Source organism: Streptomyces diacarni (assembly GCF_003323715.1).
GTDB classification, from domain to species: Bacteria; Actinomycetota; Actinomycetes; order Streptomycetales; family Streptomycetaceae; genus Streptomyces; species Streptomyces diacarni.
Map to the genome: position 1 here is coordinate 176,918 of NZ_QOIN01000028.1, position 15,235 is coordinate 192,152.

Below are 15,235 nucleotides of genomic sequence, written 5' to 3' on the forward strand. Positions count from 1 at the left end.
CCGGCGCGCCTCGAACCGTCTGCCCCACGTCCTGAACGGTCCGGCGCGCCCGATCGCCCGTTCAGGGCCGGCCGGTGACGCGGCGGGCCGCGCCGGTCACCGCGCCGGTCACTCCTCGTCGTCCTCGCCGGGATCCCAGGCGTAGGCGCCGCCGCCGCGCCACTCGATGAGCGGCCCGTCCAGGGCGATCTCGTCCGGGTCGAAACCGGCGTCGCCGAGCAGCGACAGCACGTCGTTGACGTTGGAGGCCCGGCCGAGGATGGCGCCGTCGGCCCGTACCCGGCGCGCGCCGTGCGCGTCGGGTGGATAGACGATGATCGGTGCGTCGGCCATACCCCCACCCTGCGCCCGGCCCCGCCAGGGCGCATCCCGATCTCGCAACCCGGTCACGGGCCCGCCCTTCCGCCCCGAGGGCCCGCGCCCGCCTCAGCCGGAGCGGCGGTGGGTCTCGCCCGTCATCTCCTCCAGTTCCCGCTGCTTGGTCTCCGGGAGCTTGCCGCGCACGAAGAAGAAGGAGAGCGCGGCGAAGCAGGCGAAGGCGCCGTAGAGCCAGGTCAGGCCGACCTTGCTGGTCATCGGCTCGAAGGAGAAGGTGACGATGAAGTTGAAGATCCAGTTGGAGGCGGTGCCGATGGCCAGCGCCATCGCACGCATCCGGTTGGGGAACATCTCCGCCAGCATGACCCACATGATCGGGCCCCAGGAGAGGGCGAAGAAGACGACGAAGGCGTTGGCGCCGACCAGCGCCATCGGCCCGTACGGGCCGGGCAGCGTCACGTCCGTTCCGCTGCCCCGCTGCTGGGAGAAGGCCACCGCGGTCAGCGCCAGTGCGCAGAACATGCCCACCGAGCCGATGGACAGCAGCCTGCGCCGGCCAACCCGGTCGACGAACAGCATGGAGACGACCGTCATCACCACGTTGATGCCCGCGGTGATGACGGAGGTGGTGAAGGACTGGGACTCGCTGAAGCCGACCGACTTCCACAGCGTCGTCGAGTAGTAGAAGATCGCGTTGATGCCGACGAGCTGCTGGAAGGCGGCCATGATGATGCCCGCCCACACCAGCGGGTGCAGCCCGAAGCGTGCGCCGCGGATGTCGCGGAAGCTGCTGCGGTGCTCCTTGCGGAGCGTCTCGCGGATCCTGGCGACCTTGCCCTGCGGGTCGGCCTCGCCGCTGACCCGGCCCAGTACGCCCGCCGCCTCGTCGTACTTGCCCTTGAGCACGAGGTAGCGCGGCGATTCGGGGATCAGCAGCGCCAGCACCCCGTAGACCGCGGCCGGGATGACGCCGACCAGGAACATCCAGCGCCAGGCCTGCATGCCGAACCACAGGTCCTGCGAGGCGCCGCCGGCCGCGCCGGCCAGCCCCTTGTTGGAGCTGAGGACGACCAGCTGGCCGATGGTGATGGCCAGTTGCTGGAGGGAGCCGAGCGCGCCGCGGCCCGAGGCGGGGGCCACCTCGGAGATGTAGGCGGGGGCGATCACCGAGGCGATGCCGATGCCCAGGCCGCCGATCACGCGCCACAGCAACAGGTCGGGCACCGAGAAGGCGAAGGCGGAGCCCGCCGAGCTGATGACGAACATGGCGGAGCCCAGCAGCATGACGTTGCGGCGCCCCCAGCCGTCGGCGAGGCGGCCCGCGTACCAGGCGCCGACCGCGCAGCCCAGCAGGGCGATGGAGACGACGAACCCCGACAGGAACGCGCCCATGTGGAAGTGGCCCGACAGTGCGTCGACGGCGCCGTTGATGACGGAGGAGTCGAAGCCGAAGAGGAAACCGCCGACGGCCGCGGCGATGGAAATGCCGATCGCCTTGCCGTGGGGGCCCGAGGAGGAGGGGGTCGGCGCGTTCGATGCCGTCTCAGCCATGCGATGTGCCACCTTGCCGATTCGTACATATTGGTGCATATTCGTACAGATAGATCCGTATCGTCGCGTACTCCGGCGGGGGAGGCAACATCCTCCCGACTGGAGTCGGAGATCCGCATACCACCCTGGCGGCAGGACAATCTTCGAGAGTTCCCCGAAGCCGCGCCGAGGACCCGGGACGCGTCCCGGGCCGGCCCGGGACGGCGCTTCTCCGCCTCACACGGCGGTTCTCCGCCTCACACGGCGGTTTCGGTGGGCCTGCGGGCCGCTTCCGTGAGCGCCGCCAGCACCGGGCTGATCAGCGGATGTTCCTCCGCGCCCCGCCGCACGGCGGCGAACACCCGGCGGGTGGGGGCGATGTCCTCGACCGGGTGGACCGCGACGCCCCCGCCCTGTCCCGCGTCCGTACCCAGCAGCGCGGAACGCGGCACCAGGGCGACACCGGCCCCGGCGGAAGCGAGGGCGACGACCGCGCGGAAGTCGTCGGAGAAGTGCTGCATGCGCGGCGCGAAGCCCGCGTGTTCGCAGGCGAGGACGAGCACGTCGTGGCACGGGTTGCCGGGGAAGGGGCCGATCCAGGTGTCCTTGGCCAGCTCGGCCAGCGGCACCCGATCGGCCCCGGCCAGCCGGTGCCCCTCGGGCAACACGGCGTCGAACGGCTCCGCGTACAGCGGCACCCGGGTCAGGCGCGGATCGTCCTCGCCTGGCGCGCCCCGGTACTCGACGGCCACCGCCACGTCGGTCTCCCGGTCCAGCACCATGGGCAGGCTGGCGTCGCCCTCGGTGTCCTTGACCCGCACCCGGATGCCGGGCGCCGTGCGGCCCAGCCGGGAGAGCGCGGGAGCGACGACCAGGCCGATGCCGGTGGCGAACGAGGCCAGGTCCACCTGGCCCGCGGCGCCCGAGCCGTACGCGGCCAGCTCGGCCTCGGCGCGCTCCAACTGGGCGAGGACGAGATTGGTGTGGGTCAGCAGGATCTCCCCTGCCGGGGTGAGCCGCACGCCTTTGGTGCCGCGCTCCACCAGCCGGTGCCCGGTCTCCTGTTCCAGCGCGGTCAGCTGCTGGGAGACAGCCGAGGGGGTGAGGTAGAGCGCGGCGGCAGCGGCGGTCACCGTGCGGTGGTCCGCCACCGCACGGAGGATGTGCAGCCGCCGTGCCTCGATCACGCGATCGATTCTCCCCCCGTCACTTCGCGAGCTGCGCCCGGGATGCGACGAACGCGTCGACCGCCCGGTTCACGTCCTCGGTGGAGTGCGCCGCCGACAGCTGCACCCGGATGCGGGCCTGCCCCTGCGGCACCACCGGGTAGGAGAAGCCGATCACGTACACCTCGCGCTCCAGCAGCAGCTCCGCCATCCGGCCGGCCTCGGCGGCGTCCCCGATCATGACGGGCGCGATGGCGTGCTCGCCCGGCAGCAGGGTGAAGCCCTCCTCGGCCATCCGGCGGCGGAACAGCTCGGTGTTGGCCGCCAGCTTCCTGCGCAGGTCACCGGCCGACTCCAGCAGGTCGAGCACCTTCAGCGAAGCCGCCGCGATCACCGGCGCCAGGCTGTTGGAGAACAGGTAGGGGCGCGAGCGCTGCCGCAGCAGCGCGGCGATCTCGGCGCGGGTCGCCACATAGCCGCCCGAGGCGCCGCCCAGCGCCTTGCCGAGCGTGCCGGTGACGACGTCGACCCGGTCCATGACGCCGTGCAGCTCGGGGGTGCCGCGCCCGCCCTCGCCCACGAAGCCGACCGCGTGCGAGTCGTCGACCATCACCATCGCGTCGTACCGCTCCGCCAGGTCGCAGATCTCGGGCAGCGGCGCCAGATAGCCGTCCATGGAGAAGACGCCGTCGGTGACGATGAGCCGCCGCCGCGCGTCCCGCGCCTTCTCCAGCTGCTGCTCCAGGTCGGCCATGTCGCGGTTGGCGTAGCGGAGGCGGCGGGCCTTCGAGAGCCGGATGCCGTCGATGATCGAGGCGTGGTTGAGGGCGTCGGAGATCACGGCGTCCTGCTCGCCCAGCAGCGTCTCGAACACGCCGCCGTTCGCGTCGAAGCAGGAGGAGTACAAGACGGTGTCCTCCTGGCCGAGGAAGGCCGAAAGCCGCGCCTCCAGCTCCTTGTGGACCTCCTGCGTGCCGCAGATGAAGCGGACCGAGGCCATGCCGTAGCCCCAGCGGTCCAGCGCCTGGTGGGCCGCCGCGACGACCTCGGGGTGATCGGCCAGGCCCAGGTAGTTGTTGGCGCAGAAGTTGAGGACCTCGCCAGGGCGCCCGCCGCCGGTCACCTCGACCGTCGCGGACTGCGGGGTGCCGATGACCCGCTCCGGCTTGTGCAGCCCGGCGGCGCTGATCTCCTCGAGGGTGGCGCGCAGCTCGTCGCGTACGGAGTCGAACATGGTGTCAGCTCTCCAGGGTGTGGGAGGGAACGGGGACGGAGCCCGCTCCGCCGTACCGGGCGGCGGTGGCGGGCGCGGGTCCTGGGCGGCGGCTCAGCGGGTCCAGTCCAGGACGACCTTGCCGCCGTGGCCGCCGGCCGCGTCGTCGAACGCGGCGTCGAAGTCGCGGTAGCCGTACCTGCCGGTGATCACCGGGCCGAGATCCAGGCCGCCTTCCAGCAGCACCGACATCGCGTACCAGGTCTCGAACATCTCCCGGCCGTAGATGCCCTTGATGGTGATCATCGAGGTGACGATCCGGGCCCAGTCCACGGCGAAGTCCTCGGCGGGCAGCCCGAGCATCGCGATCTTCCCGCCGTGGGTCATGTTGGCGAGCATGTCCCGCAGCGCCGCCGGGTTCCCCGACATCTCCAGCCCGACGTCGAAGCCCTCGCGCAGCCCCAGCGCCCGCTGCCCCTCGGCGATGTCCGCGCCCGAGACGTCCAGCGCGAGGGACGCACCGACCTTGCGGGCCAGCTCCAGCCGCTCCTCGCTCACGTCGGTGACCACGACGTTGCGTGCGCCCGCGTGCCTGGCCACCGCCACCGCCATCAGACCGATCGGCCCCGCGCCCGTGATCAGCACGTCCTCGCCGACCAGCGGGAAGGACAGCGCGGTGTGCACGGCGTTGCCGAACGGGTCGAAGATCGCCGCGATGTCCGGATCGACGCGGCCGCGGTGCACCCACACGTTCTGCGCGGGCAGTGCCACGTACTCGGCGAACGCGCCGTCGCGGCCCACGCCGAGCCCGATCGTGGCGCGGCACAGGTGCCGCCGACCCGCCAGGCAGTTGCGGCACTTGCCGCACACCAGGTGGCCCTCGCCGCTGACCCGGTCGCCGGGCTCGATGTCGGTCACGTCCCGGCCGGTCTCCACGACCACACCCGTGAACTCGTGCCCCACCACCAGCGGAGCGGCCACCGCCTGCTGCGCCCAGCCGTCCCAGGCGCGGATGTGCAGGTCGGTGCCGCAGATGCCGGTCCGCTCCACCTTGATCAGCACATCCCCTGGGCCTGCCTGCGGCTCGGGGACGTCGGCCAGCCACAGTCCGGGTTCGGTTTTCTGCTTGACCAGCGCCTTCACGTCACGGCTCCTGTCGTCTCGCGCGCCACGGCAGGGCGGCGCGGGGCCGCGCGACGGCGGCCTCGGCCCTGGGCCCTGCGGTGGAAAGGGGGGCGGCGGCGAGGGTGCGCCGCCGGCACGAATCTGCCGCACGGCGGGCCGCCGGGTCCATCGAGACTTTCTTAACCGCACCCGCAGCCTGCCTTCACGCCCGCCGCCCAGCCGGGCACTCCGGCGCCGCCCCACCGCGTGCCGGGGGTCGGCCGCCTCCGGCCGAGGTCCGCGGCCTGCGGTCGCACGCTCCGGCGTTCCGCGCTATATGTGGCATATGGGCGATGAACTCCTCGTCCCGCCCATCCCCCCGATGACCGCCAGGACGGTCGACGCGACGCCCCGCGCGGACGGGCTGGCGTACGAGGCCAAGTGGGACGGCTACCGGGCGCTGGTCTACGCGCGCCCCGACGCACCGCGCCTCCAGTCGCGCCGCGGCACCGACCTCGGCCCCGGCTTCCCCGACCTCCTGCGCGCCGCCGCCGCACTGGGCGAGGAGGCCGTCTTCGACGGGGAACTGGTCGTGATCGAGGAAGGAGCGGTCAGCTTCGGCAGGCTCCAGTCGCGAGCCCAGCGCACCGGAACGCGCGCCGAGGCGGCCGCGGCCGCCCACCCGGCCCACTTCATCGCCTTCGACCTGCTCCAGCTCGGCGACGAGACCACCATGCACCGCCCCTACCGGGAGCGCCGCGCCCTGCTGGAGGAGGTCTTCACCCGCGGCGATCTCCAGCCGCCCTGGGCCCTGTGCCCCATGACGACCGACCCGGCCCGCGCGCAGGAGTGGCTCGACGCCGCGTGGGCCCGCGTCGGCATCGAGGGCATGGTCGTCAAAGGCCTCGGCCAGCCCTACAGACCCGGCGAGCGCGGCTGGCGCAAGCTGCGCGCCCGCGCCACGGCTGAGGCCTTCGTCGGCGCCGTCACCGGACCTCTCGCCTCTCCTGACGTGCTCCTGCTGGGGCGTTACGACGAGGGCGGTGCACTGCGCATGGTGGCCCAGAGCGCTCCGGTGACCACCGCGCTGCGCCGGGAACTCGGCCCCCTGCTGACCCCCGCCGGGCCCGGACATCCCTGGACCGACGCCCGGTTCCGCTCCGGATGGGGCAGCCGCGATCTCCTCGCGCACCGCTGCGTCGTTCCCGAGCACGTGGTCGAGTTCGAGGCGGACGTGGCCTTCGACGAGGGCCGCTGGCGCCATCCCGTCCAGGCCCGCAGGAGACGCCCTCGGTTCGCAGCCCAGGACGTGCCCCGGTTCCCGTCGGGGCCCATGGAGTGAGCAGAGTGAGCGGAGTGAGCGGAGTGCGGCGCCGACCGGACGCGGCGGTGGCGGGGCGGTGACAGGAGACAGGGAGCGGGAGGGGGCCGGGGGCGGGCTCGGGTGACCTGTCCGGCCCACTACCGCGCGCACCGGTCCGTCACCCGGTACAGCGTGGGAACAACGTCCCCGACCAGCCGACAGCCGGTTCGCGCCGCCGAGGCGTGCGGAGCGGCAGAGCAGGCCGGAGCGACGGACACGCCGACAAGCTGACAAGACGACAAGGAGTCCCCATGCGTCGCCTTTCCCGCTCCTCCCGTATCGCGACCACCCTCGCCGCCCTGACGGTCACCGCACTCGTGCCCCTGTGCGGTGTCGCGCAGGCCGCCCCGTCCCAGGCGGCGGTGGCCCCCGCCGCCTCGGCACCCGCGCCGTCCGGCGGCGACCAGGACGGCCGCTCCTCCACCGATCAGAGACCTCTCAAGCTCGGCAACCGTGAGGGCATGCTCGGGCTGGGCGTTCTCGGTCTCCTCTGACCGGACCTGAGCGCGTGGACGGGGCTCGTGCGCCTGCCGTGGCACGAGCCCCGTTCCGCTTCCCCGGCGGCGGGCGCGTCAGGCCAGCTTGTCGGCCACGACGGAGGCGGCCTCGGCGACGAGCTTGTCGTCGTAGTCGGCGTCCTCCTTCTTGCGCTTCGACATGACCGTCACGATCAGGGGCGCCTTTCCCGGCGGGCGGACGACGGCGATGTCGTTGCGGGTGCCGTACCTGGCGGCGCCGCTCTTGTCGCCGACGCTCCACTCCTTCGGGACCCCGGCCCTGATGAGCTCGGTGCCGGTCGGGCTCTCGTCCAGCCAGTCGTCCAACTGGGCACGCTCCGGCTCGTGCAGGGCATCACCGACGGTGACGGCGCGCAGGTCCTCGGCGAAGGCGCGCGGGGTCGTGGTGTCGCGCTTGTCGCCCGGGGTGGCCTCGGTCAGCGCGGTCTCGTAGCGGTTCATCTGCGTGACGTCGTCGCCGAGGCCTTCCAGGTAGGCGTCGAGCTTCTCGGGGCCGCCCAGGTCGCGGACCAGCAGGTTGTCCGCGCCGTTGTCGCTCTGGCGGACGGCTGCCTCGCACAGCTCGCGCAGGGTCAGCTGCTCGCCGACGTGTGCGCTGGTGACGGGGGAGTGGCCGACGGGCACGTCCTTGCCGACGGTGAGCGACTTGTCGTCGAGTCCCTTCAGCGAGTACGTGTCCAGGACGGCGGCGGCCGTGAACGCCTTGTGCGTGGACGCGTACGCGAACCGCTCGTCCGCGTGGTAGGAGACCGCGCGCCCCGAGCCGGTGTCGAGGGCGTGGACACCGAGCCGCGCCCCGTACTCCGCTTCCAGCTTCTTGAACGCCGCCGCCGCGCCGCCCTTCTCCGGGGCGGAAGCGGAGGAGGACGCGGCAGTGGTCGAGGTCGCGGCGGAGGCGGTCGCGGCGCTCTCGCCGCACGCGGTCAGCGGCAGGACGAGCGCCAGCGCGCCGAGCGCCGCGAAGGAGGTGCGTCGGGTCGTGGTCGTTCGCATGGGTGTCGATGCCTCCGGAAAGGTCCGTGAGTGACGGGCCCGCCCAGCCTCACCCGGCACCGTTCATGCCGTCCAAGACGTGATCGCGCCACCTCATGCACAATCGGCATGGAAGGGGCGGCGGCATAGGGTGACGGGCGTGGATCTTGTGGGTGCGTGCCGCGCGTTCGTGCAGGTGAGCGAGCGCGGCAGCTTTACGGCAGGGGCGGCGGCCGCGCGCATGTCGCAGTCGGTCGCCAGCCGCCGCGTCGCCGCGCTCGAGCAGCACCTCGGTGAGCGGCTGTTCGAGCGCACCTCGCGCAGGGCGCGGCTGACCCCGTTCGGACGCTCCCTGCTCCCGGCGGCCCGCCGCCTGGTGCTCGCCGCGGAGGAACTGGAACACGAGGCGGCCACCGCCCACCAGCGGCCCGTGCCCCTGGCCGTGCCCGACACCTGCCCCACGCCGGAGCTGGCCCGCCTCGCCGCGGCCGCCCGCGGCCTGGGAACGGTCCTCGACCCGCGCACGGCGGCGCCCGCCGAGCGCCCGCACCTGGTCCGCTCCCAGCAGGTGCGCGCAGCGCTCGTCGCGGTGCCGCCAGACCAGGCGCGCTGGTCGGTACCGCTCGGCCTCGCCACGGTCGCCGAGCCCGCGGCCCGTCGCCTGTTCCTGGAGTCCCTCCGCCCCCGCCGCACCCGGCGCGGGCGCCCCCGGCGGGTGTGGGTCCAGCCCGAGGACGACGTACCCCACGTCCGTGACCGCCTCACGCGCCTGGGCGACTCCGTGGGGTTGCTGCCCGCGCAGGTGTCCGTCGCCACGAGCCTCACCCAGGCGGCGGCCCAGGTGCTCTCCGGCGACGACCTGCTGCTCTGCTCACCCGTGCAGGCGCGGGAGTTCGCCCTGCACTGGCGTCCCCTCGGCGAACTCGACATGGAGCGCACCTACGGTCTGCTCGCCGCGGAGGAGGGCGACGCCGAACGGCTCGGCGACCGCCTCGGTGACGCAATCGCCCACTGCCTGGGTGCGGGAGAAGAGCCCGCCGAGGCGCGAGCGGCCCACCCGCGACCGGCCGCCGACCGTACGCGGCGAGGGGGACCGCCGCACTCCCGCGGAACCCCGAGCGCGTGACGGGCCGGGCAACCGACACCGACACAGCGACAACCGACACAGCGACAACCGACACAGCGGCAACCGACACACCAACAACCCATGAAACGACAACCACCACAGCAGCAACCGACACGGCGGCAACCGAGCCGAAGGACGAAGGGACGACGCGTACATGACGGCTGAGGGACTGCTCCGCACGCTGCGCCAGGACCTGCGCGACGGCGGCCTGTTCGGCTCGTTCCTCGTGCGCGATCTGCACACCGGCGACGAGGTCGGTATCGAGCCCGACACCGAACTGCCCGTCGCCTCCCTGGTGAAGCTGCCGCTCGCGATAGCGACCCTCGAACGCGTCCGGCGCGGCGAACTGGAGGGGGACAGGGCGCTGGAGGTGAGCCCCGGGCGGATCACCCGGCCGGGGCCGACCGGGCTGACCCGGTTCCGGCACCCGGCCAGGATCGCGGTCGACGACCTGCTCTACCTGGCCACCTCCCTCAGCGACAACACCGCGGCCGACGCGCTGTTCGGCCTCACCCCGCCGGCGCGCGTGGACGCCCTGCTGGAGGAGCTGGGTCTCACCGGCATCGCCGTCCGCCACACGATGGACGAACTGACCGACACCCCCGTCGAGCGCCTGCGCACCCAGGAGGCGCACCTGGCCCACTCGCTGGCCATCGACGCGGGCACCGTCGGGCGCGGCCACCGGCTGCCGCAGCTCGACGTCACCCGCGCCAACACCGGTACGGCGCGGGCCTTCACCGATCTCCTCCAGGCCGTGTGGACCCCGTCGGCCGTGCACCCGGAGGTGACCGCGCGTCTGCGCACGCTGATGGGGGACAACGTGATGCGCCACCGGCTCGCGCCCGACTTCAGCTCCGACTCCTCGTCCTGGTCGTCCAAGACGGGCACGCTGCTCAACCTCCGCCACGAGGTGGGGGTCGTCCAGCACGCCGACGGTGCCGTCTACGCCGTCGCGGCCCTGACGGAGTCCCGTGTGCCGGCCGCCACCCAGCCGGGTGCCGAGGCCCTGATGGCGCAGGTGGCCCGCGAGCTGCGGGACCACCTGCGGCACGGCTGAGCCGCGGCGGATCCGGTGACGGCCGCGGTCAGTTCGCCCACCACTGGTCGTGGGCGAGCTTCCCCACCAGGGCGACGACCGTCACCAGGAGCACGCCGCGGACGAAGCCGCTGCCCCGCTTGAGCGCCATGTGCGCGCCGACGAACGCGCCGGCCATGTTGCACAGGGCCATGACGCAGGCGAGGCCCCACAGCACCGTGCCCTGCCAGGTGAACATGGCCAGCGCGCCGATGTTGGTGCAGACGTTGACGACCTTCGTGGTGGCCGAGGCGTGGACCATGTCCATGTTGAGGAGTGCCACCAGGGCGATCACCAGGAAGGTGCCGGTGCCGGGCCCCAGCAGCCCGTCGTAGAAGCCGATGCCGACGCCCGCGACGGCGAAGGCGCTCAGCACCCGACCCCGGGTGGCCGCGCCGCCCGGGGCGTGCCCGAAGCGGGGCCGCAGCACGACGAACGCGGCGACCGCCAGCAGCAGCACGATGATCAGCGGACGCAGTACCGCGCTGTCCACACCGGCGGCGAAGAACGCGCCGCCGAGCGAGGCGAGCGCCGCGACGAGGCCGAGACGGCCCGCGAGCCGCAGGTCGAGCGGGGTCTTGCGGGCGTACGTCACCGCTGCCGCCGAGGTACCCACCACGGCGGCCGCCTTGTTGGTGCCCAGCGCCCAGGCGGGCGGCAGATGCGGAAGCGCGATCAGCAGAGCGGGCAGCTGGAGCAGACCCCCGCCGCCGACGACGGCGTCGATCCAGCCGGCCAGGGCGGCGGCCACGCACAGCATCGCGACCGTTGTGAACGGTATGTCATACACGGAGGTGAGCAGTCCTCGTCGTCAGCGCGGCGGCCGGTGCGAGCCACGGCGGCCGCTGAACACAGTGGCTGCCCCGCGCGGCGCAAGCTCACCGGCTCGCCCGCTGTGGGGCCGCCCCAGCATCCCAGACGTCCCCCTCGCCCGTGCGTACGGCCGTTCGGGTAGCCCTCGGCTGCCGAGGTCCGCCCCCCGGAGCGGTCACGGCGCGGGCGCCCCGCCCGCGTGGTCGACTGGCTGACGGCGCCGCACCCCCCGGGTGCGACGGCGCCGCCGAGCACACGAGGGAAGGGCCGCGATGCGCCGCAGCGCGACGAAGCGCCACCCGCAGGGACGAGCCGCGCATGCGGTGGCGCGGGTGCGGTGGCGGGCCGGAGCCTGGCGGTGAGGGGCGTCGCGGGCCGCTGCGACCACGTCGTCGTGGTCGGCGCGGGACTGGCCGGTCTCTCCGCTGCGCTGCACCTGCTCGGCGCCGGACGCCGGGTGACCGTCCTGGAGAGCGCACCGGGCCCCGGAGGCCGGGCGGGACGCGTCGAACGCTCCGGGTACCGGATCGACACGGGACCCACCGTCCTGACGATGCCGGAGTTGGTCGCGGACGCCTTCGCCGCCGTCGGGGACAGCCTCACGGACCGGCTCGACCTCCTCCCCCTGCACCCCGCCTACCGTGCGCGGTTCGCCGACGGCAGCCGCCTGGACGTCCACAGCGACCCCGAGGCCATGGCGGCCGAGATCGCCCGCTTCGCCGGCGTCGAGGCCGCCGACGGCTACCTGCGGCTCCGCGACTGGCTGCGACGGCTCTACAGGATCCAGATGCGGCGCTTCATCGACGCGAACTTCGACACCCCGCTCCAGCTCCTCCATCCCGACCTCGCCCGCCTCGCCGCGCTCGGCGGCTTCGGCAGGCTGGACCCCCGCATCGCCCGCTTCCTGCCCGACGACAGGCTGCGGCGCGTCTTCACCTTCCAGGCGCTGTACGCGGGCGTCCCGCCGCAGCGGGCGCTCGCGGCCTACGCCGTCATCGCCTACATGGACACCGTCGCGGGCGTCTACTTCCCCCGCGGCGGCATGCACGCACTGCCCCGCGCCATGGCGGACGCGGCGCGCGACGCGGGAGCCGACCTGCGCTACGGGCGGCGCGTGCGGAGCCTGGAGCGGTCCGGGCAGCGGGTGAGAGCCGTGCGCACCGACGACGAGCGCGTACCCTGCGACGCCGTCGTCCTCACCCCCGACCTGCCCACCTCCTACGCCCTGCTCGGCCACCGGCCGCGCCGCCCGCTGGCCCTGCGGCACGCGCCCTCGGCGGTGGTGCTGCACCTGGGGACCGACCGCACCTGGCCGCAACTGGCCCACCACACCCTCTCGTTCGGCGCGGCCTGGCAGCGCACCTTCCGGGAACTGACCCGCCAGGGCCGCCTGATGAGCGATCCCTCGCTGCTGATCACCCGCCCGACCGCCACGGACCCCACGCTCGCTCCGCCAGGGCGGCACCTGCACTACGTCCTCGCCCCCTGCCCCAACACCGACCTCGGCCCCAGCGCCCGGCAGTGGCGCGACCTGGCCCCCGGCTACCGCGAGGCGCTGCTGGGCCATCTGGAGCGGCGGGGCCTGAGAGGCATCGCCGACTCGGTGCACGACGAGCTGATGGTGACCCCCGCCGACTGGAGCGCCCAGGGCCTGGCAGCCGGCACGCCGTTCTCCGTCGCGCACACCTTCGCCCAGACCGGCCCCTTCCGGCCCCGCAACCTCGTGCGCGGCACGGACAACGCCGTCCTGGCCGGCTGCGGCACCACGCCGGGGGTCGGCGTACCCACCGTGCTGCTCTCGGGCAAGCTCGCCGCCGCCCGCCTCACGGGCGCCCCTTCCGGAACGACCGGCCGAGCGCCACGCACCACGGCCGGGGCCCGCACCGCAGGAAGGCCCCTCGCCCATGACGGAACGTGAACTCGACGCGGCGGGCATCACCGACCCGGCCCTCCGCGACGCCTACCGGCTCAGCCGCCGGCTCAACGCCCGCCACGGCAAGACCTACTTCCTCGCCACCCGGCTGCTGCCCCTCGACCGCCGTCCGGCCGTCCACGCCCTCTACGGCTTCGCCCGCTGGGCCGACGACATCGTCGACGACCCCGGCGCCCCGGACACCCCCGCCGGAGCGGACCGCCGCGCGGCCGCCCTCGACACGATGGACGGCCACCTCGCCTCCGCCCTGCGCACCGGCACGGGTGAGGGCACAGGCACGCGGACAGGCACGGAAGCGCCGCCCGTCGTCCGGGCCCTGGCACACACCGCGGCCCGCTACGCCATCGACCACCGCCACTTCGCCGACTTCATGGCGTCCATGCGCAGCGACCTGACCGTCACCCGCTACCCCACCTACGCCGACCTGCACCGCTACATGCACGGCTCGGCCGCCGTCATCGGACTGCAGATGCTGCCGGTCCTCGGCACCGTCGCCCCCCGCGAGGAGGCCGCACCGCACGCCGCCGCCCTCGGCGTCGCCTTCCAGCTGACGAACTTCCTGCGCGACGTGGGCGAGGACCTCGACCGGGGCCGCGTCTACCTGCCCGAAGACCTGCTGGGCTCCTTCGGCGTCGACCGCGCGCTGCTGCGCTGGAGCCGCGACACCGGGCGCGCGGACCCCCGCGTCACGGCGGCCCTCGCCGCGGCGTTCGACCTCACCCGCGGCGTCTACCGCCGGGCCCGCCCCGGCCTCGACATGCTCGACCCGCGGGCCAGGCCGTGCATCAGGACCGCGTTCGTCCTCTACGGCGCGATCCTGGAGACCATCGCGGACAACGGCTTCGACGTGCTGCACCGCAGAGCCGTCGTGCCGCGCCGCCGCCGTGCCGCCCTCGCGCTGGACGGCGTGACCCGGGTCGCCGCCGGGCGGCTGCGCGCCGCGTACCGCGCCCCGCACCCCGGTGCGCGGCCCGAGGGCCGCCCCGGCCGGTACCGCCTCGCGCGCCACCATCCGGCCGCCCCCGCCCCGCACCCCCAGCTGATGGAGGCACCATGACCGACGGTGCGCCGCCCGCGCCCCCACGCACCCGCCGGACCCCGCTGGCCCTGCGCCGGCGCGCGGTCCCCTGGGAGCGCCAGCGGCCCACCTGGCGTGCGGCACGGGCAGGGCTCATCGAGGACGCGCTGCGCCGCGCGGGCAAGCGGCCCTCGGGCAACTGGTATGTGCTCGGCGCGGCGCGCGAGATGACCCGGGGCAGGCCGCTGGGCCGGACCGTCGCCGGAGTGGAGGTCGTCGCCTGGTACGACGCGCAGGGCAGGATCCGCGCGGGAGCCGGCGCCTGCCCGCACCTGGGGGCGCCGCTGAAGGACAGCCCGGTGCGCTGCGGGCAACTGGTCTGCCACTGGCACGGCATGGCCTTCGACGGGCGGCCGAGGCCCGGCTGGGAGCCGTACCCGGCCTACGACGACGGGGTATTGGCCTGGGTGCGGCTCGACGGCGCGGGCGGCGAGGAGCCCACCGACCGGCCCGTCGTGCCCACCAGGCCGCGGCCCGGGCGCTCCGTCGAGGCCGTGCACACCGCCGTCGGCCGCTGCACGCCCGACGACATCGTCGCCAACCGCCTCGACCCCTGGCACGGCGCCTGGTTCCACCCGTACTCCTTCGTCGACCTGACGGTCGTCAGCACCCCCGACGAGGCACCAGGGGACGGGGCGCCGGGCGGCGAGGTGTCGGACGGCTTCGTGGTCGACGTCTCCTTCAAGGTGGCGGGGCGGGCGGTGGTGCCGGTGCGGGCCGTGTTCACCGCACCTGAACCGCGCACCGTCGTCATGCACATCACCGCGGGGGAGGGGCGCGGCTCCGTCGTCGAGACGCACGCGACCCCCCTGGAGTCCGAGGCGTCCGGCGAGCCCCGCACCCTGGTGACCGAGGCGGTCGTGGCGCACTCGCCCCGCGCCGGGTTCGCCCTCGCCCGCGCCTGCGCGCCGGTGCTGCGGACCCTGCTGCGGACGGGAGCCAGGCGGCTGTGGCTCGACGACCTCGCCTACGCCGAACGCCGCTGGCACCTGCGCAGCACCCGCCGCTTCCCGGGGTGAGGAGCGC

14 protein-coding genes are annotated in these 15,235 nt (G+C 74.0%); 7 read left to right on the plus strand and 7 right to left on the minus strand.

The genetic code is table 11. The annotated features are described in order from the left end of the window. Positions 1-108: 108 nt before the first annotated feature. The 5 genes from DTL70_RS04155 to tdh form a co-directional block, all read right to left on the minus strand. Positions 109-333, minus strand: a complete 225-nt coding sequence (locus DTL70_RS04155; protein WP_114020451.1) for a hypothetical protein — start codon at positions 331-333, stop codon at positions 109-111. 93 nt (positions 334-426) lie between these two features. After that, entirely contained in the window at positions 427-1,869 is a 1,443-nt protein-coding gene (locus tag DTL70_RS04160; protein ID WP_181860771.1) for a sugar porter family MFS transporter, read from the minus strand. 236 nt (positions 1,870-2,105) lie between these two features. After that, on the minus strand, positions 2,106-3,035 hold the full coding sequence (locus tag DTL70_RS04165; RefSeq protein ID WP_114020453.1) for a LysR family transcriptional regulator: 930 nt from the start codon (positions 3,033-3,035) through the stop codon (positions 2,106-2,108). A gap of 19 nt (positions 3,036-3,054) precedes the next feature. Next, positions 3,055-4,248 (minus strand): glycine C-acetyltransferase, encoded by a 1,194-nt coding sequence (locus tag DTL70_RS04170; RefSeq protein WP_114020454.1) that lies wholly within the window; start codon positions 4,246-4,248, stop codon positions 3,055-3,057. Positions 4,249-4,341: 93 nt separating this feature from the next. Next, positions 4,342-5,370: an L-threonine 3-dehydrogenase gene (gene tdh / locus DTL70_RS04175; RefSeq protein ID WP_114020455.1), complete on the minus strand. Its 1,029-nt coding sequence runs from the start codon at positions 5,368-5,370 to the stop codon at positions 4,342-4,344. A gap of 307 nt (positions 5,371-5,677) precedes the next feature. Here tdh and DTL70_RS04180 point away from each other — a divergent pair, with 307 nt between their 5' ends. Then, a complete protein-coding gene (locus DTL70_RS04180) occupies positions 5,678-6,673 on the plus strand; it encodes an ATP-dependent DNA ligase (RefSeq protein ID WP_245978990.1) in 996 nt (331 codons plus the stop codon). A 272-nt stretch (positions 6,674-6,945) separates the two neighbouring features. Further along, positions 6,946-7,188 (plus strand): hypothetical protein, encoded by a 243-nt coding sequence (locus DTL70_RS04185; protein WP_114020457.1) that lies wholly within the window; start codon positions 6,946-6,948, stop codon positions 7,186-7,188. A gap of 78 nt (positions 7,189-7,266) precedes the next feature. Here the strand turns inward: DTL70_RS04185 and bla are convergent, their stop codons facing one another. Continuing rightward, positions 7,267-8,205 (minus strand): class A beta-lactamase, encoded by a 939-nt coding sequence (gene bla / locus DTL70_RS04190; protein WP_114020458.1) that lies wholly within the window; start codon positions 8,203-8,205, stop codon positions 7,267-7,269. A gap of 139 nt (positions 8,206-8,344) precedes the next feature. Here bla and DTL70_RS04195 point away from each other — a divergent pair, with 139 nt between their 5' ends. After that, positions 8,345-9,310, plus strand: coding sequence for a helix-turn-helix domain-containing protein (locus DTL70_RS04195; protein WP_114020680.1), 966 nt, complete (start codon positions 8,345-8,347; stop codon positions 9,308-9,310). Positions 9,311-9,464: 154 nt separating this feature from the next. Further along, on the plus strand, positions 9,465-10,367 hold the full coding sequence (locus DTL70_RS04200; protein ID WP_114020459.1) for a serine hydrolase: 903 nt from the start codon (positions 9,465-9,467) through the stop codon (positions 10,365-10,367). Positions 10,368-10,395: 28 nt separating this feature from the next. Here the strand turns inward: DTL70_RS04200 and DTL70_RS04205 are convergent, their stop codons facing one another. Beyond that, positions 10,396-11,145: a sulfite exporter TauE/SafE family protein gene (locus DTL70_RS04205; RefSeq protein ID WP_181860787.1), complete on the minus strand. Its 750-nt coding sequence runs from the start codon at positions 11,143-11,145 to the stop codon at positions 10,396-10,398. Positions 11,146-11,556: 411 nt separating this feature from the next. Between DTL70_RS04205 and crtI the strand changes: the two genes are divergently transcribed. The 3 genes from crtI to DTL70_RS04220 are packed head-to-tail and all read left to right on the plus strand — an operon-like array spanning position 11,557 to position 15,228. Further along, the gene (gene crtI / locus DTL70_RS04210; RefSeq protein ID WP_114020461.1) at positions 11,557-13,116 is read left to right on the plus strand and encodes a phytoene desaturase family protein; all 1,560 of its coding nucleotides are present in this window, start codon (positions 11,557-11,559) and stop codon (positions 13,114-13,116) included. Beyond that, positions 13,103-14,188: a phytoene/squalene synthase family protein gene (locus tag DTL70_RS04215; RefSeq protein ID WP_114020462.1), complete on the plus strand. Its 1,086-nt coding sequence runs from the start codon at positions 13,103-13,105 to the stop codon at positions 14,186-14,188. Before crtI ends, DTL70_RS04215 begins: the two co-directional genes overlap by 14 nt. Beyond that, on the plus strand, positions 14,185-15,228 hold the full coding sequence (locus DTL70_RS04220; protein WP_114020463.1) for a Rieske (2Fe-2S) protein: 1,044 nt from the start codon (positions 14,185-14,187) through the stop codon (positions 15,226-15,228). The genes DTL70_RS04215 and DTL70_RS04220 overlap by 4 nt, the downstream gene beginning before the upstream one ends. The last annotated feature ends 7 nt before the right edge of the window (positions 15,229-15,235 follow it).

Bases quoted from the DNA above. Each gene is read 5' to 3' on its own strand.
- DTL70_RS04200 (WP_114020459.1), top strand. From the start codon at position 9,465: ATGACGGCTGAGGGACTGCTCCGCACGCTGCGCCAGGACCTGCGCGAC.
- DTL70_RS04215 (WP_114020462.1), top strand. From the start codon at position 13,103: ATGACGGAACGTGAACTCGACGCGGCGGGCATCACCGACCCGGCCCTC.
- DTL70_RS04160 (WP_181860771.1), bottom strand. From the start codon at position 1,869: ATGGCTGAGACGGCATCGAACGCGCCGACCCCCTCCTCCTCGGGCCCC.
- bla (WP_114020458.1), bottom strand. From the start codon at position 8,205: ATGCGAACGACCACGACCCGACGCACCTCCTTCGCGGCGCTCGGCGCG.
- DTL70_RS04220 (WP_114020463.1), top strand. From the start codon at position 14,185: ATGACCGACGGTGCGCCGCCCGCGCCCCCACGCACCCGCCGGACCCCG.
- DTL70_RS04180 (WP_245978990.1), top strand. From the start codon at position 5,678: ATGGGCGATGAACTCCTCGTCCCGCCCATCCCCCCGATGACCGCCAGG.
- DTL70_RS04205 (WP_181860787.1), bottom strand. From the start codon at position 11,145: ATGCTGTGCGTGGCCGCCGCCCTGGCCGGCTGGATCGACGCCGTCGTC.
- DTL70_RS04170 (WP_114020454.1), bottom strand. From the start codon at position 4,248: ATGTTCGACTCCGTACGCGACGAGCTGCGCGCCACCCTCGAGGAGATC.
- DTL70_RS04155 (WP_114020451.1), bottom strand. From the start codon at position 333: ATGGCCGACGCACCGATCATCGTCTATCCACCCGACGCGCACGGCGCG.
- DTL70_RS04185 (WP_114020457.1), top strand. From the start codon at position 6,946: ATGCGTCGCCTTTCCCGCTCCTCCCGTATCGCGACCACCCTCGCCGCC.